Source organism: Nonomuraea sp. CA-141351, from assembly GCF_050944675.1.
Classification (GTDB): Bacteria; Actinomycetota; Actinomycetes; order Streptosporangiales; family Streptosporangiaceae; genus Nonomuraea.
On sequence record NZ_CP191982.1, the window covers coordinates 11,053,292 to 11,072,429 of the forward strand.

Here is a 19,138-nt window from a genome sequence, read left to right on the forward strand (position 1 = left end):
CGGGGGTGCCTTCGCGTTGCGGCTTTATCTGACCGCGCTCAAACCAACAGATTCCGTGACGGATGGCTTCCTGCCCGCGGCTCATGCGCTGGGTTGTGAGGTGACGATCCTGACGGATCGGCCGGAGCACCATCCGCACGCGGTGGCGTGCGACGTACGCGACCCGCGGGCCGTGATCGACGCCGTCGAGCACCTCGGCAGGCCGGACGCGATCTTCACCAATTCCGACCACCTGCAGGCGGAGACCGCGCTGGCCGCCGCCTATTTCGGGCTGCCCGGCAAGGACTGGCGGGCGTGCGTGGCCGCCAAGAACAAGTTCCTGACGCGTCGCAGGCTCCTCGGGGCCGGGATCGAGCAGGTCTGGTCGGCGCGGCTCGCCCCCGGCGACCCCGTGCCCGATGACCCGCCTTATCCGGTCGTGCTGAAGCCGCGCGAGGGCGTGGCCAGCGAGGATGTCATGCTGGTCGAACGCGATCTGGCCGGGGCGGTGGCCGAGGTCAGGAAGCGGCGGCCCGGGGAGGCGCTGGTCGTCGAGGAGTACCTCGAAGGGCCGCTGCGGACGCTGGAGACGCTGGGCGACTCCTCCGAGCTGCGAGTGCTCGGGGGGTTCGAGACGACGCTGGGGGCGCTGCCGTACTTCATCGAGGAGCGGCTCGACTGGGCGCCGCGGGACCGGTCGCACGAGCACGTGCTCGGGGCGCTGCGGGCGCTCGGCGCCGGGTTCGGGGCCTGTCACACCGAGTACGTGGTCACCCCGCGCGGGCCTCGGATCGTCGAGGTGAACTACCGGGTGATCGGGGACCATTGCGACTTCCTGCTCGGAGATGTGCTCGGCGTGCCGCTGTTCGAGTGGATCCTTCGGGTGCACCTTGGCGAACCCGTACCTGATATTCCGGAGACCTCCTCACACGGGAGTGCGGTGAGCCTGGTCGCGGACCGGTCAGGGACCGTCAAGGACGCCCCCGGGGCCGAGGCCCTGGCCGAGGGGGACGTCCGGCTGTGGCACCGGCCTCTGCGACGGGTCGGGGACGTCGTCTCCCTCACGCACACGAACCGGGACTATCTCGGGGTCATTCGGGCCGTCGGGCCTTCCCGGGAAGTGGTGGACCCGGCGATCGAGGCTTACCGGGTCGCGCGGCCGTGGGTGATCGAATGAGCGGTCGGGAGGCCTACCTGGCCGCCCGGGTGCTGAACGCGCTGCTGCGCGAGGACTACGGCGGGCTGTCCTCCCGGATCAGCCGGACCAAGGACGGCGCGGGGCTGCTGCTGGCGGACGGGCGGTGGGTGCGGCTGGCCCCCGGGGTGCTGTTCCAGGACTTCGTGGTCGCCGAGGGTGAGCGGCTGGGGCTGGAGCAGGTGCTGGAGACGTTGGCGGAGGTCGCGGACCCGGCGGACTCGGAGGGGGTGGCCGCCTTCTTCGAGGAGTGCCTGGCGGCGCTGGGCGCCTTGGAGCTGCATGACGCGCACGCCGCGGAGGTCCTCGCGCGGAAGCCCTCTTATGAGGCGCTCGCCGCGTTCGTGGATCATCCCGTCTATCCGACCTCCCGGGCTCGTGCGGGGCTGTCCGAGGCCGAGCTGCTGGCCTACGCGCCGGAGTTCGCGCCCTCCTTCGAGCTGCGCTGGGCCGTGGTGCCCGGCGCCGCCGCGCGCCTTCCCGCCGACGTGGTCCCCTGGGAGGGCGACGAGGTGCTCTTCCCGGTGCATCCGCTGACCGTCGGTGAGGTGCGGAAGATCGACGGGGTACGGGTCCTCGACGAGGCCCGGGTGACCGTGCGGCCCACCCTGTCGATGCGGACCGTCGAGCTCGACCCCCGCACCCATCTCAAGCTCCCCCTTCCGATCAGCACCCTGGGCCTGCGGAACCGGCGCTCGATCAAGCCAGGCACGCTCGGCGACGGGGCGAAGGCCGAGCTGCTGCTGCGGGAGCTGGCCGATCCGGACGTCCTGCTGGCCGACGAGCAGACCTACGCGCACGCCGGCCACGAGTACCTCGCCTGGATGGTCAGGCGGCTGCCCGAAGGGAAGATCGTGCCGGTGGCCGCGCTGGCCGTGCCCGGGGTGCCGGCCGAGTTGGGCGACGTCGTCCCCGCCTACCTGCGGGTGCTGCTGCGGTGGAACGTACGGCTCTTCGTGCGGTACGGCGTCGCGCTCGAAGCCCATCAGCAGAACCTCGCCCTGGTCTTCCAGGGCGACCGGATGCGGCTGCTGGTCAAGGACAACGACGGGCTGCTGGCGTCACCCGCGAGGTTGCGCGACGCCGGGGTCGCGGTGCCGGAGTTCGCCGACGAGCGGATGCTGAACGACGACCCGCACGCGCTGGCCGACGTGTTCGTGACCATCACGCTGCATCTCGCCGCCGCGGCGGTGGCGTTCGCGGCGATGCCCCACGACCGCGCGGCCGCGCTGCTGCGCGACACGCTGGCCGAGGCGCTCGACGAGTACGGCGGCGATCCCATGGCCAGGATCCTGCGCGCCAGGACCCTGGACGCCGCCAGGCTCACCGGCAAATCCATGATCACCGCTGGGACGCTCGTGGCGAAGGAACGTTCCGGCGCGCGCGACATCAACAAGTTCTACGGCACCAGCGGGCCCAACTACCTGAGGAGAGCTTGAATGCACGCTCTGGCCATCGACGCGCCCTCCGCCCGTGCCGAGGAGGCGACGCTGGCGGCCCTGCTGCGCTGCTGCGTGCGGGAGGTGGCCGGGCCACGTGGCCTGGTGTGGCCCGCCCCGCCGTACCTGCTGCTGCGGGTGGCCGGCACGCTGCTGCGGGCCCGTACGTACGGAGGCGCGGCGCTGCGCTTCGACGGCCCTCCTGAGCGCCTGGAAGGCGGCGCCTGGCAGCGGTTGACCACCGATGAGCTGGTACGCCTGGCCGAGTCCGATCTCCAGGGGGAGAACGGCGAGTTCGGCGAGCAGGTGATGGCCAGCCGGGAGGCCGTGGCGGCGATCCTGCGGGCCCGGGAGGAGGCCGTGCCGCCCGCCGACCCGTGGCTGGCCTCGGAGCAGGCGCTGGTGTACGGGCATCCGTTCCATCCCAGCCCCAAGGCGCGCGGCGGCGACGGCTGGCTGCGGTACGCGCCCGAGGCGCACGCCCAGTTCCCCCTCAGGCTGCTCGGCGTGCGGGAGGACGTGCTCGCGGAGGGCGGCGACGTGTCGGTGCTGGACGCGATGGGCGAGACACCCGATGGATACCGGCTGCTCCCGGCGCATCCGTGGCAGCTCGAGCTGCTGCGGCCGGCGTTCGGGCCCGAGCTGGTCGACCTGGGGGCGGGACCGGCGGTCATGCCAACCTCGTCCGTCCGAACCGTGTACGCCCCTGAGGCGGAGGTCTGCCTGAAGTTCTCCCTGAACGTGCGGATCACGAACTGTGTGCGCAAGAACGCCTGGTACGAGTTGGCCGGGGCCGTGGAGCTCACCTCCCGGCTGACACCGATTTTTGAGGAAATATCCGTCAAGCACCCCGCCACCCGCTGGCTCCCCGAGCCCGGCTACCGCTCGGCCGCCCTCGGCGCCAGACTCCACGAGGGCCTGGGCGTGATCGTCAGGCAGAGCCCCTGGGCCGCCTGCGACCCTGGCGTGACTCCCATGCTGGCCGCCGCGCTCGCCCTGGACGCATCGGCGAAGGACCCGCACGCCTGGTGGCACGCGTACGTGACGGCGGTGGCGCTGCCCGTCCTGGAGCTGTACTTCACGCACGGCGTCGTACTCGAGCCCCACCTCCAGAACGTCCTGGTCGGCCTGGACACGGACGGCCTGCCCGCACAGGCCGTCTTCCGCGACCTGGAGGGCGCCAAGCTGGTCGCGGGCCGCCACGGCCTGGACGACGTGGACCCCGAGGTGGCCCGGGCGCTCACCTACGACGCGGAGCGGGGCTGGGCCCGGGTGGTCTACTGTCTGCTCGTCAACCACCTGACCGAGATCGCCGCCGCGCTGGCGGGGCAGGACGACGGACTGCTGCGGGAGCTGTGGCGGATCGCCCGCGACCTGCTCGTTCACCAGGCCGATGACCTCGGCCGGCCGCTGCCTCTGTCGGACCTGCTGGCCGGGGCGCCGTTGCCCGCCAAGGCGAACCTGGGCGTCCGCTGGGCCAGGGCCGCCGACCGCGCCGCCGCTTACGTCCCGATCGCGAACCCGCTCGCATGATCAGCGACCGCGTCCGGGACGCCGCCCTGAGCCTGCCGGGGGCTCCCGCCTACCTCTACGACCTGCCCGCGCTGGACGGGCATGCCGCGTCCGTACGGCGGGCGCTGGGGGACATCGAGCTGTACTACGCCGTCAAGGCCAACCCGGACGCCGAGCTGCTGCGGGTGCTGGCGGATCACGTGGACGGGTTCGAGGTGTCGTCGGCCGGCGAGCACGCGCATGTCAGGGCCCTGTTCCCGGACAGAAGGGTCGCGCTCGGCGGCCCCGGCAAGACCGACGCCGAGCTGCGCCTGCCGCATCACCGCATCCACGTCGAGTCCCCGAACGAGCTGCGCCGCCTCCTCGACACCGGCCTGGAGGCCGACGTGCTGCTCAGGCTCAACCCGGACCTCCCTGTCGAGGGCGCCGCGCTCACGATGGGCGGGCCGTTCGGCATGGACGATCAGGGCGTGGCCGAGTGCCTGCCGCTGTTCACCGAGCGGGTACGGCTGCGCGGCCTGCACACCCACCTGGCCAGCGGCCTGGACGCGCCCCAGCTCCTCACCCTGGCCGGGGCCCTGCTGGACAACGGGTACGAGGAGGTCAACCTGGGCGGTGGCATGGCGGTCTCTTACGCCTCGCCCGAGTCGCGCTTCGACTGGGTGGGCTACGGCCGTGAGCTGGCGGCGCTCGGCCGGGGGCGGACGCTGCGGATCGAACCGGGCAGGGCGCTGACCGTCTACTGCGGCTACTACGTGACCAGGGTCGTGGACGTGAAGCGGGTGCGCGGCGAGGCGTACACGATCCTGCTGGGCGGCACCCACCATCTCCGCACTCCGGCGACCAAGGGCCACGACCAGCCGTTCACGATCCTGCCGACGGGCAAGGGGCAGGGCGTGGCGGACGAGCCGATCACCTTCGTCGGCCAGCTGTGCACCCCGAAAGACCTTTTTTCCCGAAAAATCGTGACCTCGGCCTACATCGGAGACACGGTGGTGTTCGAGATGGCCGGCGCGTACGCCTGGAACATCTCGCACCACGACTTCCTCATGCATCCGAAGCCGGCGTTCCACTATCTAAGAGCCTGACCCCCTCGATGAGCGCGACCAGGCCGTCGGCGTCGAGCAGGTTGACAGGCCGCACGGTGTGGTTGGCGCGTACGTAGTGGAAGGCCGCCCGCACCTTCTCCAGCGGCACGCCCGCCAGGTGCGACCAGGCCAGCCGGTACGCGGCGAGCTGCACCGACGCCACCCTGGCGGCCTTCCCCTTGGGCGGCTGACCGGTCTTCCAGTCGACGACCTCGTAGCCGCCGTCGGGCAGCTCGAAGACCGCGTCCATCCGCCCGCGCACCAGCCGGTCGGCGATCATGGTCTCGAACGGCACCTCAAGATCGACCGGTCGCCGATCGGCCCACTCGCTCTCCTCGAACCGCTCCTGCAGCTCGGCCAGGAGCACATCGGCCTCTTCGAGCTCCTCGTCGTACAGCTCGAGGTCGTCGATCAGCCGCTGCTGGTCCCACCGCGTCTCCAGCCACTTGTGGAACGACGTGCCCCGGCGCGCCAGGGGCGCGGGCTTGGTCGGCACGGGGCGGCGGATCCTGCGGGCCAGCTCGCGCGGGTCGCCGGCCAGCGTGACCAGCGAGGACACGGTCAGCTTCGTGGGCAGCTCGACCGTCGTGGCGGGGCGGCGGTGATACAGCTCACGCTCGCGCAGCAGCAGGTCGGTGTCGCGCTCCCAGGCCCGCAGGCGCTCCTCCTCGAACGTCCGCAGCGGCTCGTCCTCCTCCCCCTCCGCGAGCGTGCCCGCCAGGGCGTCCTCGACGAGTCTGGCGCCGTCCAGCACGGACTCGTAGCGCAGCCCCTCGGGCGTGACCGGCCAGGTGGCCTCGGCGGGCTCGGCGAGCAGCGGGTTCGTGGCGCCTTCCGCCAGTGCGCCGGCCCAGAACGAGACGCGGTCCGCGGTGTCGCGGATCTCCAGGAGGAAGTCGGACGGCTCCAGGGGCTTGGTGGCGCTGCCCCAGCGGTAGCCGGAGGCGATCAGGTGGTAGTGGGCGCGGGTGACGGCCACGTACGCCAGCCTGCGCTCCTCCATCAGGTCGCGCTCGCGGCAGAGCTCGTCGAACGCGCCCAGCTCCTCCTTGCTGAGCCCGGTCAGTCTGGGCAGGTCGGCGGCGTCGCCGCGCAGGGCATAGGGGAGCTTGCGCGGGTTTTCCGTCCAACGGCTGTTCATGACCGGTGTGGCGGGGAAGATGCTGCCCGTCGCGATCGTCCCCTTCGAGCTGACGAGCTGCGACAGGCCCGGCACGACCACGATCGGCCACTCCAGGCCCTTGGAGGCGTGCACGGTCATGAGCTTGACGCTGTTGCTGTCGCCGACCCGCCCGGCCTCGAGCCCGAACTCCTCGCTCTCCGCCGCCTGCAGGTAGGCCAGGAACGCCCCGAGCGTCGGGTCCTCGGCGTCGCCCGCGAACCTGGAGGCCGCGTCCAGGAACGCGTCGAGATCGGCCCGTGCCGCGAACGCGCTCGCCGTGCCGCTACGCGCGGCCACCTCGACGTCCAGGCCGAGCGTGCGCTCCACCTCGCTGATCAGGTCGGGGAGTGGCTGCGCGGTGTGCGCCCTGAGCCGGCGCAGCTCGTGGGCGAGCGCGACGAGCCTGGTGCGGGCCAGCGGCGAGAGCGGCTCCAGCCACTCCTCCCTGTCGGGCAGCTCGTCCAGCGCGTCCACCAGGCTGCCGCGCTCCTCGGCCAGGTCGGCGACCACCTGGTCGAGCGGGTCCTCCTCGCGACCGCTGTCGCTCAGCTCGCGGGCCAGCTGCCTGGCGTGCTCCCCCAGCACCCGCAGGTCGGCCGGGCCGATGCGCCAGCGTGGCCCGGCCATGAGCCTGGCCAGCGCGTCGCCGGCCGTCGCGTCGTACAGAACGCGCAGGGTGGCCACGATGTCGGTCACCTCGGGCACGGTCAGCAGGCCGCCGAGGCCGACCACCTCGACCGGGATGTCGCGCTCCTCGAGCGCCCTGCGCAGCGCGGGGAACTGCGACCGCTTGCGTGCCAGGATCGCGACGTCCTGGGGCTGTACGGCGAGCGTCTTCTTGCGCTCCTTCTCGCCCCAGGGCAGGCCGTCGGGGGCGACCTCCTGTCCGAGGATCTTGGCGATGCCGTCGGCGATCCACTTGGCCTCGTCCTCGGCGGTCTCGTGGAAGGCGCAGGTGACGCGGCCCCGATCGACCCGGTTGGGGCCGGGGACCAGGACGGGGACCTCGCGGGCGTCCATGCGCAGCGGCAGCTGGACGCGGGCGGCGACGTCGAGCACGCGGTCGCCGTTGCGGAAGCTGACGCTGAGCTGGCGGATCTCGGCGGGGTCGCCGGCGCTGGTGCGGAAGTCACGCGGGAAGCGGCGCAGGTTGCCCGCGGAGGCGCCGCGCCAGCCGTAGATCGACTGGCAGGGGTCGCCCACGGCGGTGACCGGGTGGCCGCCGCCGTACAGGGATCGGAGCAGGACGAGCTGGGCGTGGCTGGTGTCCTGGTACTCGTCGAGCAGGACCACCGAGTAGCGGTCGCGCTCGATCTCGCCGACCTCCTTGTGGTTGGCGGCGATCCTGGCGGCCAGCGACATCTGGTCGCCGTAGTCGATGACCTCCCGGCCGCGTTTGAGCCGTTCGTACGCCTCCACCAGCGGCAGCAACTGCTCCCGCGCGGCCTGGACGCTGAGCGGCTTGCGCTGGGCCACGGTCGTCCTGCCGGGGAGCGCGTCGTACCTGTCCTGGAGCCACTCCCCCACCCGGCGCACGTCGCCGGACGAGCGCAGGTGCTCCGACAGCTCGCCGGCGAGCTCCAGCAGCGCGGCCGTCACCGACGGCGGGCCCAGCTCGATCCGGTCCATCGGCCCGTCGTACATCGCCACCACGCGCGAGGCGAGCTGCCACGACACGGCCGGCGTGACCAGGCGCATGGTCGGCTCGAGACCTTCGCGCAGCGCGTGGTCGGTGACCAGGCGCGCGGCGTAGGCGTGGTAGGTGGACACGGTCGGCTCGTTGTCGAGCGCGCCCGGCTCCACCAGGCCGGCCTCGGCCAGGCCGTTCAGCCGCTCCCTGACCCTGGTGGCCAGCTCGGCGGCGGCCTTGCGGGTGAAGGTCAGGCCCAGGACGTTCTCCGGCTTGACCAGGCCGTTGGCGACCAGCCAGACCACCCGCCCGGCCATGGTCTCGCTCTTGCCCGAGCCCGCGCCGGCCATGACGACCATCGGCTCCAGCGGGGACTCGATGACCGTGGCCTGCTCGCGAGTGGGCGGCAGGATGCCGAGCTTGCCGGCGAGTTCGGCGGGGGTCAGCACACCTGGCCCCCGTTGTCGTTGACCGGGCAGCTGGCCCTGGCCGCGCACGTGCGGCAGCCGTCGTTGACCTTGGCCTGGAAGAACGGGCCCGACATGCCGATCGCCACCGTGTCGACCAGGTCCGTGGCCCAGCCGGGGTCCTTGTCCTCGGACAGCGGGGGCTGTTTCTGCTCCAGTGCCTCGTTCTTCCCCGCCGCCTTGCCGACCTGGACCAGCGCGGCGCCGCCCGGCTCGGTCATGCCGTGCCGCGCGAACGCGCCGAGCAGCGCGGCGAGCTGATAGACGCCGAGCTGGGGATGGCGGTCGAGGTCGCCCGCCTTGGGCTTGGAGCCACCGGTCTTGAGGTCGATGATCACGGCGCGGTTGTCGGAGTCGCGCTCGACCCGGTCGACGCGGCCCTTGATCTGGACGCCCTCCGACACCATCGCGGTGAACGCCTCCTCCAGAGCCACCAGCTCGCGAGGGTTCTCCTTGTGCCAGCGCAGGAACTTGCCGATCATCTGCTCGGCGACCTGGCGCTGCTTGCGGTTGTACCAGACGCCGCCGAAGTCGAGGTCGTTCCAGATCTGGTCGAGGCGGTCGCCCAGGAGGTCCTCGCTGGGCAGGTCGGTGGAGGCCAGGACGGCCAGGGCGTGGATGATGTTGCCCAGGCCCTGGGCGGTGCTGGTGCCCGCGGCGCCGACGGCCGTCTCCAGGAGCCAGCGCAGGCCGCACTTGGTGAAGCTCTCGACCGCCGAGGGGGAGATGCTGACGATGTCGTCGGGCCAGCTCAGGGGGCGGTCGTCGGAGATGGGCGTGAGGGCGTACCAGTCGTTGGGGTGGGCGCCCTGGACGCCCGCGGCAGCGAGACGGGCGAGCTGCTTGGCGGCATTTTGCCGGATTTTTCGGGGCTTAGTGGGATCGGTCACCGCGCTGCGGAGGTCGGCCACCAGCGCGGACATGTTCAGCCAGCGGGCCCGGTCGTCGACCGTGGCCGACTCCACGGCACCCGGCATCAGCTCCGACAGGAACCTGGACGGCCGCTCGTCGGTGTCCTCGCCACCCACCGCGGTCACCACGAGCCTGCGCCTGGCCCTGGTGACGGCCACGTAGAACAGCCTGCGCTCCTCGGCCAGCAGCTTGGAGGTCAGCGAGGCGGCGTTCGGCCGAGTGCCCTCGACCACCTCGACGAGGTCCTCCACACCGAGCAGCGACCCGCGCAGACGCAGGTCGGGCCAGACGCCCTCCTGCACGCCCGCGACGACCACGACGTCCCACTCGAGGCCCTTGGAGCGGTGGGCGGTCAGCACGCGCACGGCGTCGCCGTCGGGGGCCCGGTCGGCCAGCGTGTCGCCGGGGATCTCCTGGGCCGCCAGGTCGTCGATGAACACCTCGGGGCCCGCCTTGGGCATCCGGTCCACGAACCTGGCCGCGTGGTCGAACAGGGCCACCACGGCGTCGAGGTCGCGGTCGGCCTGCGCCCCCCTGGGGCCGCCCTGCAGGCTCAGATCGCTCCAGCGCCCGGCCAGGCCGCTGGCGTGCCACACGGTCCACAGGAGGTCTTCGGCGGTGCCCTCCTGCTGTGCGGCCTCCTGGGCCGCGGCCAGCAGCTTGGCCACACGTGCGGCGGGGAGGGCGATGTGGGGCTCCACGCGGGTCAGCTCGCGTACGTCCTGGACCGCGGCGACCAGCAGCTCCCCCGAGGATCGCGTGCCCTCCGCCTCGTTCTCCGCGATCTTGAGTGCGCGGCGGAGGCGGCGTACGCCGATCATGTCCGTGCCGCCGAGCGGCCCTGTCAGCAGCTCCTCGGCCACGCCCTCGTCGAGCTGGGCGGGATCCAGGGCCACCCGCAGCATGGTGAGCAGCGGCCGCACGCCGGGCTCCTGCGCGATCGGCACCTCGTCGCCCGCGATCATCGTCGGCACGCCGGCGTTGACCAGGGCCCGCCGCAGCAGCGGCACCTGGCGCTTGGCCGAGCGCACCAGCACGGCCATCCGGTGCCACGGCACCCCGTCGATCAGGTGCGCGCGGCGCAGCGTGTCGGCCACGATCGCCGCCTCCTGGCTGGTGCTGTCGGCCAGGAGCACCCGCGCATCGCCGGGCTCCGCCTCCGGCAGCGGCGCGAGGTCGCGATGGTCGTGCTCGTGCCCGTACGCGTGGTCGGGCATCGGGGCGACGGGCAGGCGGGCCGCGACCCGCCGGGAGGCCTCGAGCAGGTCGGCCCCGCTCCTGCGGCACACTCGCAGCGCCAGCACCGGCGCCTCGCGGCCGTCGCGGGTCTTGAAGCGCTCGGGGAACTTCATGATGCCCTGCACGTCGGCGCCCCTGAACCCGTAGATCGACTGGTCGGGGTCGCCCACCGCGACCAGGTCGCGGCCGTCGCCCGCGAGCTGGGCCAGCAGCAGCTCCTGCGCCGGGTCGGTGTCCTGGTACTCGTCGACGAACACCACGTCGTGCGCCGCCCGCTCCCGCTCGCGCACCTCCGGCCTGGCGAGCAGCGCGGAGGCGGCCCCGATCAGCTCGGCGTAGTCGTAGGTCTCCTCCGGGTCGAGGTCGAACCTGTCCTGGTAGCGCTCGGCGAACCTGCCCGCCGCCGCCCAGTCGCTCCTCCCGTGCAGCCTGCCGAGCGCGACCAGCCGCTCGCCGTCGAGCCCGCGTTCGTTGGCCCTGGAGAGGAAGTCGCGCAGCTCCTCGGAGAACCCGCGGGTCTTGAGCGGCTCGCGCAGCGACACCGGCCAGTCGAGCGCGCCGCTCTCCAACTCGCCGTGGAGCAGCCGGCGGATCTCCAGGAGCTGCCCGGGACCGGTCAGCAGACGCGGCGGGGCCTTGCCCTCGAGCACGGACTCGCGGCGCAGCAGCGTGTACGCGTAGGAGTGGAAGGTGAGCGCCAGAGGGGTGCGGGTGGTGCGGCGCAGGCGGGCGGTGACGCGCTGGCGCAGCTCCTCGGCGGCCTTGCGGCTGAAGGTGAGGATGAGCACGCGCTCGGGGTCGAGGCCGCGCCGGTCGATCCTGTCGACCACGCTCTCGACGATCGTGGTGGTCTTGCCGGTGCCCGGACCTGCGAGAACGAGCAGAGGGCCGCTCTCATGGGCGACCACGGCACGCTGGTGCTCGTCGAGCACAGGAGGCACAACTGGGCCAACGCTGCCACGCCGCACCAACCGCCAGGTCTGACCACTCACAGCACTAGATTCCACCAGACCACAGGGGTAGATCGTGCCGACTTGCCCGGTCTCCCCACGCGATCCGCCTACCGTATCGGGGCGAATCGCCCCTTCCCTGTCCGACACGCCGCTCCCTGTTCGCCGTAGGCGTCTCGAGATATGTCTTGACAGCGCTTGGACGCGACATATCGTGTTTTTATGACCAAGGGATACAAAGGTGTGGGCATGGAGGGCGCAATCGCCCGCTGGTACGCCACCAGCACCGGCAAGTCGCCCGGCAGGTTCGACGAGCAGGTCGTCAAGGTGCGCGAGCGCACCGCACCAGGGAGCGAGATCTTAGAGGTGGCCCCCGGGCCCGGCTACCTGTCGATCGCCCTGGCCAGGACCGGCGACTACGCGGTCACCGGACTCGACATCAGCGAGACGTTCGTGGAGATCGCCCGCTCGAAGGCGGCCGAGGCCGGGGTCGAGGTCGACTTCAGGCTCGGGAACGCCTCGGCGATGCCGTTCGACGACGAGAGCTTCGACTTCGTCATCTGCTGCGCGGCGTTCAAGAACTTCTCCGATCCCGTCGGGGCCCTTCAGGAGATGCACCGAGTGCTGCGGCCCGGCGGCCGCGCCCTCATCAACGACCTGCGCCGCGACGTGTCGAAGGAGGCCGTGGACGAGGACGTGGACCGGATGGGGCTCAGCGGGCTCGCCAAGACCTTCACGCGGTACGTGTTGCGGTCTTTCCTGCCGCGGCGGGCGTACACCAAGAGCGAGTTCGAGCGGCTCGTCTCGGAGACCCGCTTCCGCACCTACGACGTGCGTCTCTCACCGCTGTCGCTGGACGTCGACCTGCGGAAGTGACCGCCGCCGATTCCTCGCACACGGAGCGTTGATCCTTGTAACGTAAGGTCAACATCTCGCCCTTGGCGCGGAGGTCGATCGCATGCGGTGGCAGGTCCACTCCGAGAAGTCGCTGTACGCCGACCAGTGGCTGGACATCCGGGTGGCGGATGTGGAGCTGCCCGACGGACGCCGTCTCGATCATCGGCTCGTACGCACAGCGCCCGGCGCCGGGGCGGTCGTCACCGACGACCAGGACCAGGTGCTGCTGATCTGGCGGCACCGCTTCATCACCGACAGCTGGGGCTGGGAGATCCCGCTCGGCCGGGTGGACGAGGGCGAGATGCCCCTGGACGCGGCGGCACGCGAGGTCGAGGAGGAGACCGGCTGGCGCCCCGGCCCGTTGCGGCCGCTGCTGTCCATCCAGCCGACGAACGGCTTCTCCGACAACCTCCACCACATCTACCGCGCCGACTCTGCCACCCACATCGGCCCGCCCTCGGACCCATGGGAGGCGGAGCGGGTGGAGTGGGTGTCGATCTCGGGCCTGCGCAAGCTCATCGACACCGGCGAGATCGTCTGCGGCACCACCATGACGTCGCTCCTCTACCTCCTGGTGGAGAACCTCCCTCACACCGGCCTCCGCCGCGCCGAGGACCTCCCCTTCGAGACGGACTACGACCCGGACCGCCGCTTCCTCCTACCGGACCTCCCCGACCTGTTCTGATGCCACACGAACGGCGCGCGCCCTGGGTGCGGATCAGGCGCGCACGGAGAGTGGCACGCCGTTAACCACGGAGCCGGCCAAGGAGACGCTCGTCACGGCGAGCAGCCCGTGAGCCTTCACGACCGGCCATGACAGACGGCAAGGAACGTCGGCGCGTGCGGCCCACCGTGCGGAGCCGTAACTAATGATCAAGAAAACAGGTGGTCGACGACTCGCGCGGTCGCCTTGCCGTCGTCGCGGGGGGCGAAGGTGGCGCGGAAGGACTCGTATCGGTCGGAGTGGGCGGCGGCGACGGAGTCGATGGACCGCAGGGCGTCGATCACCTCAGCCGACGTCGACAGCACCGGCCCCGGCGCCTGCTCGGCCAGGTCCAGGTAAAGCCCCCGCTTCGTCGAGTACTTCGCCAGGTCGTACCCGTAGAACACGATCGGCCGTCCCGTGCACACGAAGTCGAACATCACCGACGAGTAGTCCGTCACCAGCACATCAGCCACCAGCAACAAGTCCGCGATGTCGGGATAAGTGGTGACGTCGTGGGCGATGTCAGGAACGGCGGGCATCGCCTGCATCGGATGCGCCCGCACCAGGATCTCGTGATCGGCCCCCAGCGCCTCGCGCGCCTTGGCCAGGTCGAGCTTGACCATGGCGTTCTTGCGGTCGTAATCCCGCCACGTAGGCGCGTACAGGATCACCCGCTTGCCCTCGACGAGCCCCAGCCGCTCCCGCACGGCGGCCGCCAGCGCCTCCCGGTCGGGAGAGTGGAGCACGTCGTTACGCGGCAGCCCGCTCTCCAGGATCTCGCCCTTGTAGCCGAAGGCCTTGCGCAGCACCGGCGTCGCCCACGGCGACTGCGAGAGCAGCAGGTCCCAGCCGCGCACCTCCGCCGCCTGCCGGTGCCAGATCGGCGGCTTCGGGTCGCGGGCCATGTGGGACTGGTCGTTGCCGATGTGCTTGGCCGGCGTGCCGTGCCACGTCTGCACCACCACCTGGTCCTCGCGGGCGCGGAACCAGGCCGGCAGGAACGAGTTGGTCACGATGTGGCGGGACCTGGCGAGCGCGGCGTGGTGCTCGCGACTGCCCGCCCGGATGACGGTCGCGCCGCCGGGCGGCACGAAGGCGCCGTCCTTGACGACCCAGATGTGCTCGCGGTCGTCGCCCCGCCGCAGCCGCTCCTCGTAGATCGCGCGGACGCTGTCGGCGTAGAGCCGCCCGTCGTTGACGACGTAGACGGTCGCGTCCGTCAGCGGCTCCGTGCGCTGGGCCGGGTAGAAGACGCGGCGCAGCACGTGGGTGCCCGCCACGCCGCGCTCGTCCGCGGGCCTGGCCTCCTCGACCGTCACGACCGGCACGTCGAAGCGGGTGGAGATCATCCGGTATGTGCGCCCGTCGAACGTGCGCGGATCCTCGTCGAGCCCCAGCAGGGCCGCGTGGTCCATGCGCAACGGCACGATCTCGCCCGACGGGTGGCGGATCGACATGTTCCAGGTGCCGGAGGCCAGCGGCACGGACTCGCCGAAACGGTCCATGGCCGACGGCTCGACGCGTACGGAGAACTCCTCGCCGGAGCGCTCCATAGGCAGCCAATAGGACAGCCCGGACCGGTGCCGCAGCGTCAGCGTGCGGGGCCCGGGAGCGTCGGGATAGCGGCCGCGCAGGACGAGCGAGGAGCCCTCCCAGATCGCGGAGGTGATCACCGGGCGGATGCGGTGAGCCGAGACGATCACGCGGTCGCGGCGGTCACCGAGCACGGTGATCTCGCGGTCGCCCACCGCCGTGCGGGTCTCCACCAGGTCGGCGAGCATGACGGACGCCGCCGGGTCGCCCTTGGGCTCGACCCAGAGCCGCCGCCCGTCCTTCTCCTGCAGCAGCGCGGGCACGGCGAGACCCACCACGACCTGCGTGCCGTCGCCCGCCGGCGTGAAGTCGGCGGCGATGCGGTGGCCGCCGAGCCGGGCGTGGCCCTTGGTCACCGTGCGCCCGGGCAGGAAGATCTTCAGCTCGAGGCGCTCGCCCTCGACGGACGCGCCCGTCAGCTCGGCCCTGTTGGGCTGGAGCACGATCTGCAGCGCCCGGTCGGACGTCCACACCGGCCTGATCCACCAGCCCGGCTTCAGCCGGCGCCCGGCGGGACGCTCCGGCCGGCCGACGGAGGAGCCGCGCAGCAGGCCCGTGGCCCGCGCGCCCCGGCTCCAGAACACGATCTCGGCCCGCCACGTCGTGGTGTCGGGCACGGAGGGCCGGTGGCGCATCCGCCGGCGCACGGCGGACACCACGCCGCGCACGGCACCGCGCCAGCGCAGCGGCCACGGGCTCAGCTCGGCGCTGAACCCGGACCAGTCGTAGTTGCAGCCGGGCTCGCGCGCGCCATGCGTGGCCTCGGGCGCGAGCACGCGGCGCGTGCGCATGCGGATGGGCGGCAGCCAGCGTGGCCCGCGCAGCACCACGGTCGCCCAGTTGAACCTGCGGCTACGGACGGAGAGCCCCGCCAAATACGCGAAACCGGTCACGCGCAGCTTGCCGTCGACCCAGACGATGTCGTCGATGTGGGTCACCGGCACCAGGTCGGCGCGCCGCAAGTGGTAGAGGTCGGGCGGGAGCTCGTCGCGGAAAGGCAGGTCGGCGTACCAGCGCAGGCCCTTGCGTATGCGCTTGGACGGCTCGGCCGCCGCGGTCACGACCTTGACGAGCGTCTCGCCCTCGACGAGCTCCTGGTCGGGCCGGTGCTCGATCAGGTGGACGATGACACGCCGCGAGACCGGCAGGTCGCGCTTGACGCGCGCGTCGACGGCCGCCAGGTAGGGCCGCACGAGGTCGAGCATCTCTCGCCGACGCGCGGCACCGCGCTTGACCGCCAGGTCCATGCGCGTCCCGAGCGGGCCGCTCAGCACCTCGGTGTCGAACGCGGCATCGCGACCGCCGGGACCGACCGCTCGCATGACCGCTTCGAGAGGCTCTCCACGATCGCAGAGATCCTGGACAGCCTTCAGGCGGTCGGCGAGCGAGTCGCCGCCATGGCTTTGGGCTGTGACGCCGGTGGCCATAGGGAGGCACCGCCTTTCGGGCCGCCATCAGTGTTCTGCCTATGTTAATCGGAGTCACATGTCACGGAATCGCACGTTCGGCGAAACAGCAGGTCACGCCCCTTACTGAAAATCCGCTGAACGCCCGTCCCACCGCCCCCTGCGCATGTCCACCCGCTCGCCCCGCAAGGGGGTGCCCTCCTCGCGCCAGTGGGCCAGGCAGCGTTGCAGGTGGTCAGGGGCCGCGCCGCTGCCGTCGGCGTGCACGACGCGCCACCACGGCACACCGCCGCCCCATGTGGACATCACCTTGCCGACCTGCCGGGGTCCGCCCTCGCCGAGGTATTCGGCGATGTCGCCGTACGCCATGACCTTGCCGGGCGGGATGCGCTCGACGAGGTCGAGCACCCGCTCGGCGAAGGGGTTCAGGGGCTCCATGCCGCGGGTCCCGCGTCGATGATCTCGTCGAACTTGCCTATCTCCATCGCGCTGCCGCCCGTCAGGACCTCGATGACGCCGTCGCGCAGCGCGTAGACCTCGCCGTCCTCGCCCAGCAGCCGGGCGCCGAGCGCGACCGACAGCCTGAGGAGTTGTGCGACGTGCCAGTCGGAGCCGGGCTCCCCGATCAGCTGGCCCTGCCAGCGCGCCACCGGGTGCGTGCCGCCCCTGTGTGCGGCCACGATCTCGTCAGATCCGCGCAGCTCGAAACCGGCCGGTGCGATGGCCTTCGCGAGCTCCGCGAAGGCGAGTGGCGACTCGCGCACCACCCGCAGCTCGTATCCCATGACGCGGGACCATAGCGGAACTTTACTGTTCGCGCGGATCGTAAAGGTTCACTCCTTGCGCTGATTGAGCACGATGATCGCGCCGCAGAACATGACCAGCGCGACCAGCACCCCTCCCCCGTACAACCACAGCCGGAGCGGGTCGGGCCCCGGCCGTGCCGGCACGGGCGAGTCCTCGCCCTGCCCGAAGTGCTCCTTGCCTGCCGCGACGCTGGGTTGCTCGCCGGTCAGCCGCTCGGCGGCGTTGAGCGCGGCGGCCGCGTCGACCACCCCGTACCCCGTCTGGTCGTCGTAGCCCGCGGCCGGCCTGCCCCGCGCGCTCGACGCCAGGGCCTGGGCGACCTGCTCTGGCGGCAGGTCCGGATAGCGCGACTTGATGAGCGCGGCCACGCCCGCCACCAGCGCGGCGGCCGAGCTGGTGCCCTCCGACAGCTCGTAGCCACTCTTGCGCTTGACCACGGGCACGCCCACGCCGGGCGCCGCGACCAGCACGGAGAGGTTGTCGCTGCTGAACGTGGCCCGCTTGCCCTGCTTGTCGGTGGCCGCCACGCCGATGACCCCCGGGTAGCCGGCCGGGAAGCTCCAGTAGGAGGTGCCGTTCTGCTTGGCGTAGCTGGTCAGGCCGTCGTTGCCCACGGCGGCGACCAGGACGACGCCCTTGCCGAGCGCGTACGAGACGGCCTCGCGCTCGGACCTGAGCGGGCCGTAGGAGCCGATGGACATGCTGACGACCTTGGCTCCGTGGTTGGCCGCGTACCGCAGCGCCCGGGCGAGCGGACTCTCCGAGATCTGCTCGTCGTCCTGCACCGGCGGGACGCCCAGCTCGGGGTCATCGTCGGTGACCATGGGCAGCGACAGGATGTGCGCCTTGGGCGCGATGCCGACCAGCCCGTCGTCCTCACCCGAGGCAGCGATCAGACCGGCCATGGCGGTGCCGTGCCTGCCCGGCGGCATCTGGCGGCTCACCGCGCCCGAGGTCATGTCGGGGCCGGCGCTCACGCGGCCCTTCAGCTCCTTGATGTGGCTGTCCACGCCGCTGTCCACGACGGCGACCGTGACGCCCTCGCCTTTGGTGACGGACCAGGCCTGTTCGACGTTGAGCGCGTCGAGCACCCACTGCTGCTGATCCCTCACGGGTTCGGCACCAGGCCCTGACAGCACGAGCAGCGCGGCGGTGAGCGCGCGCACGCCGGCTAGCACACGTTCCCCTGGGTGCAGGGCGGCACCTTGGGGGGGTCCGCGAGGAAGTAGGCGATCTGGTTTCCGACGGACTTGGCGGCCGGCCACAGCTCGCTGTGCAGGATCTCCTCGGGCGGGATCGCGGCCCTGGTCCGCCCGTCGGCGTAGCCCGCCGTCGAGAACACGATGTACGGCCCCGCGCCCACCCAGCCGGTGCGCTGGCGCTGGTCGGGGCCGAAGCGCTCGGTGACCGTGCCGGGGAAGGCGACGGGCAGCACGCCCACGCGGTCGTCCTGGGTGAGCTCCTCGGTGGCCGAGACCCTGGCCGCCTCGTCCTTCAGCACGGCCACCCCGACCGTGATCACGAACGAGGCCGTCTGGTCGATGTACGTCGCCCGCAGCATCGTGACGCAGCCGTGGCTCTGCAGCACCCCGGCGACGGAGGCGTCCACGCCCTTGCCGCACTCGGTCTCAGGGGCGATGCCCACGCGCCTGGCGTACTGCTGGGCCCGGTCGAGCCCGAGGTACTTCACCTCTTCGGGGAAGACCCCCGTCGCCGGCCAGGCCTGCCAGCGTCTGGCGATCTCCTCCTGCTGGTACTGGTTCTGCTCATCGGGGGTCAGCGGGCGCGACCGCGTCTCGGCGAACAGGCCGACCGTGCCGAGCAGCACGACCACGGACGACACGACCACGATGACGCTGAGCAGCGTCACGAACATGCGCCTGTAGCGCACGCCCTGCTGGAGCCCTTCCAGCTCCACGCGCTGCCTGACGGCCGCGCGCGCACGGGAGTTCGCCGCCGGCCAAGCACGGACGCGCGAGCGCCGGCCGGTGGTGGCGCCGAGCGGGTTCCTCTGTCCCTGCGTGGCGTCTCCCCCGGCGCGCGGTAGCCCTGACGTCGACCTACGAGCCCTCACACCGCCTCGTTCCCGACTTCATCCGTGTTGACGGCCTCCACTTCATGGAAGCGGCTCGATCGCCGGGGAGACGCGCTCCCTC

At 71.8% G+C, this 19,138-nt stretch carries 13 protein-coding genes; 6 read left to right on the forward strand and 7 right to left on the reverse strand.

Going from position 1 to position 19,138, the window contains the following annotated elements; genetic code table 11:
• Positions 1-100 precede the first annotated feature (100 nt).
• Genes ACQPWU_RS51875 through ACQPWU_RS51890 form a run of 4 tightly spaced genes read left to right on the forward strand, consistent with a single transcriptional unit; the run spans position 101 to position 5,213 of the window.
• Complete coding sequence (locus ACQPWU_RS51875) at positions 101-1,156, forward strand: siderophore biosynthesis protein (RefSeq protein WP_433434124.1); 1,056 nt, start codon at positions 101-103, stop codon at positions 1,154-1,156.
• A complete protein-coding gene (locus ACQPWU_RS51880) occupies positions 1,153-2,613 on the forward strand; it encodes an IucA/IucC family protein (RefSeq protein ID WP_433434127.1) in 1,461 nt (486 codons plus the stop codon). The genes ACQPWU_RS51875 and ACQPWU_RS51880 overlap by 4 nt, the downstream gene beginning before the upstream one ends.
• A complete protein-coding gene (locus tag ACQPWU_RS51885) occupies positions 2,614-4,146 on the forward strand; it encodes an IucA/IucC family protein (RefSeq protein ID WP_433434130.1) in 1,533 nt (510 codons plus the stop codon). It abuts the gene before it with no gap.
• The gene (locus tag ACQPWU_RS51890) at positions 4,143-5,213 is read left to right on the forward strand and encodes a type III PLP-dependent enzyme (protein ID WP_433434133.1); all 1,071 of its coding nucleotides are present in this window, start codon (positions 4,143-4,145) and stop codon (positions 5,211-5,213) included. Before ACQPWU_RS51885 ends, ACQPWU_RS51890 begins: the two co-directional genes overlap by 4 nt.
• Here ACQPWU_RS51890 and ACQPWU_RS51895 read toward each other — a convergent pair.
• The gene (locus tag ACQPWU_RS51895; protein ID WP_433434136.1) at positions 5,173-8,454 is read right to left on the reverse strand and encodes an ATP-dependent helicase; all 3,282 of its coding nucleotides are present in this window, start codon (positions 8,452-8,454) and stop codon (positions 5,173-5,175) included. The genes ACQPWU_RS51890 and ACQPWU_RS51895 overlap by 41 nt on opposite strands.
• A complete protein-coding gene (locus ACQPWU_RS51900) occupies positions 8,448-11,555 on the reverse strand; it encodes an ATP-dependent helicase (protein ID WP_433445518.1) in 3,108 nt (1,035 codons plus the stop codon). Before ACQPWU_RS51900 ends, ACQPWU_RS51895 begins: the two co-directional genes overlap by 7 nt.
• 267 nt (positions 11,556-11,822) lie before the next feature.
• Here ACQPWU_RS51900 and ACQPWU_RS51905 point away from each other — a divergent pair, with 267 nt between their 5' ends.
• Positions 11,823-12,449, forward strand: a complete 627-nt coding sequence (locus tag ACQPWU_RS51905) for a class I SAM-dependent methyltransferase (protein WP_433434139.1) — start codon at positions 11,823-11,825, stop codon at positions 12,447-12,449.
• Between the two features lie 82 nt (positions 12,450-12,531).
• A complete protein-coding gene (locus ACQPWU_RS51910) occupies positions 12,532-13,155 on the forward strand; it encodes an NUDIX hydrolase (protein ID WP_433434142.1) in 624 nt (207 codons plus the stop codon).
• A gap of 188 nt (positions 13,156-13,343) precedes the next feature.
• Here ACQPWU_RS51910 and ACQPWU_RS51915 read toward each other — a convergent pair whose 3' ends face one another.
• The 5 genes from ACQPWU_RS51915 to ACQPWU_RS51935 all read right to left on the reverse strand — a co-directional run bounded on the left by ACQPWU_RS51915 (position 13,344) and on the right by ACQPWU_RS51935 (position 19,056).
• Positions 13,344-16,091 carry a CDP-glycerol glycerophosphotransferase family protein gene (locus tag ACQPWU_RS51915; RefSeq protein WP_433434145.1) on the reverse strand — a complete coding sequence of 916 codons (2,748 nt, stop codon included), beginning with the start codon at positions 16,089-16,091 and terminating at the stop codon, positions 13,344-13,346.
• A gap of 207 nt (positions 16,092-16,298) precedes the next feature.
• Positions 16,299-16,613, reverse strand: a complete 315-nt coding sequence (locus tag ACQPWU_RS51920) for an MGMT family protein (RefSeq protein ID WP_360705056.1) — start codon at positions 16,611-16,613, stop codon at positions 16,299-16,301.
• Positions 16,601-16,960 carry a hypothetical protein gene (locus ACQPWU_RS51925; RefSeq protein ID WP_433434148.1) on the reverse strand — a complete coding sequence of 120 codons (360 nt, stop codon included), beginning with the start codon at positions 16,958-16,960 and terminating at the stop codon, positions 16,601-16,603. The genes ACQPWU_RS51920 and ACQPWU_RS51925 overlap by 13 nt, the downstream gene beginning before the upstream one ends.
• A gap of 48 nt (positions 16,961-17,008) precedes the next feature.
• Complete coding sequence (locus tag ACQPWU_RS51930) at positions 17,009-18,148, reverse strand: S8 family serine peptidase (RefSeq protein ID WP_433434151.1); 1,140 nt, start codon at positions 18,146-18,148, stop codon at positions 17,009-17,011.
• A gap of 5 nt (positions 18,149-18,153) precedes the next feature.
• Positions 18,154-19,056 carry a hypothetical protein gene (locus tag ACQPWU_RS51935; RefSeq protein ID WP_433434153.1) on the reverse strand — a complete coding sequence of 301 codons (903 nt, stop codon included), beginning with the start codon at positions 19,054-19,056 and terminating at the stop codon, positions 18,154-18,156.
• Between the last annotated feature and the right edge of the window lie 82 nt (positions 19,057-19,138).

Bases quoted from the DNA above. Each gene is read 5' to 3' on its own strand.
- ACQPWU_RS51880 (WP_433434127.1), top strand. From the start codon at position 1,153: ATGAGCGGTCGGGAGGCCTACCTGGCCGCCCGGGTGCTGAACGCGCTG.
- ACQPWU_RS51885 (WP_433434130.1), top strand. From the start codon at position 2,614: ATGCACGCTCTGGCCATCGACGCGCCCTCCGCCCGTGCCGAGGAGGCG.
- ACQPWU_RS51890 (WP_433434133.1), top strand. From the start codon at position 4,143: ATGATCAGCGACCGCGTCCGGGACGCCGCCCTGAGCCTGCCGGGGGCT.
- ACQPWU_RS51905 (WP_433434139.1), top strand. From the start codon at position 11,823: ATGGAGGGCGCAATCGCCCGCTGGTACGCCACCAGCACCGGCAAGTCG.
- ACQPWU_RS51910 (WP_433434142.1), top strand. From the start codon at position 12,532: ATGCGGTGGCAGGTCCACTCCGAGAAGTCGCTGTACGCCGACCAGTGG.
- ACQPWU_RS51915 (WP_433434145.1), bottom strand. From the start codon at position 16,091: ATGCGAGCGGTCGGTCCCGGCGGTCGCGATGCCGCGTTCGACACCGAG.
- ACQPWU_RS51920 (WP_360705056.1), bottom strand. From the start codon at position 16,613: ATGGAGCCCCTGAACCCCTTCGCCGAGCGGGTGCTCGACCTCGTCGAG.
- ACQPWU_RS51925 (WP_433434148.1), bottom strand. From the start codon at position 16,960: ATGGGATACGAGCTGCGGGTGGTGCGCGAGTCGCCACTCGCCTTCGCG.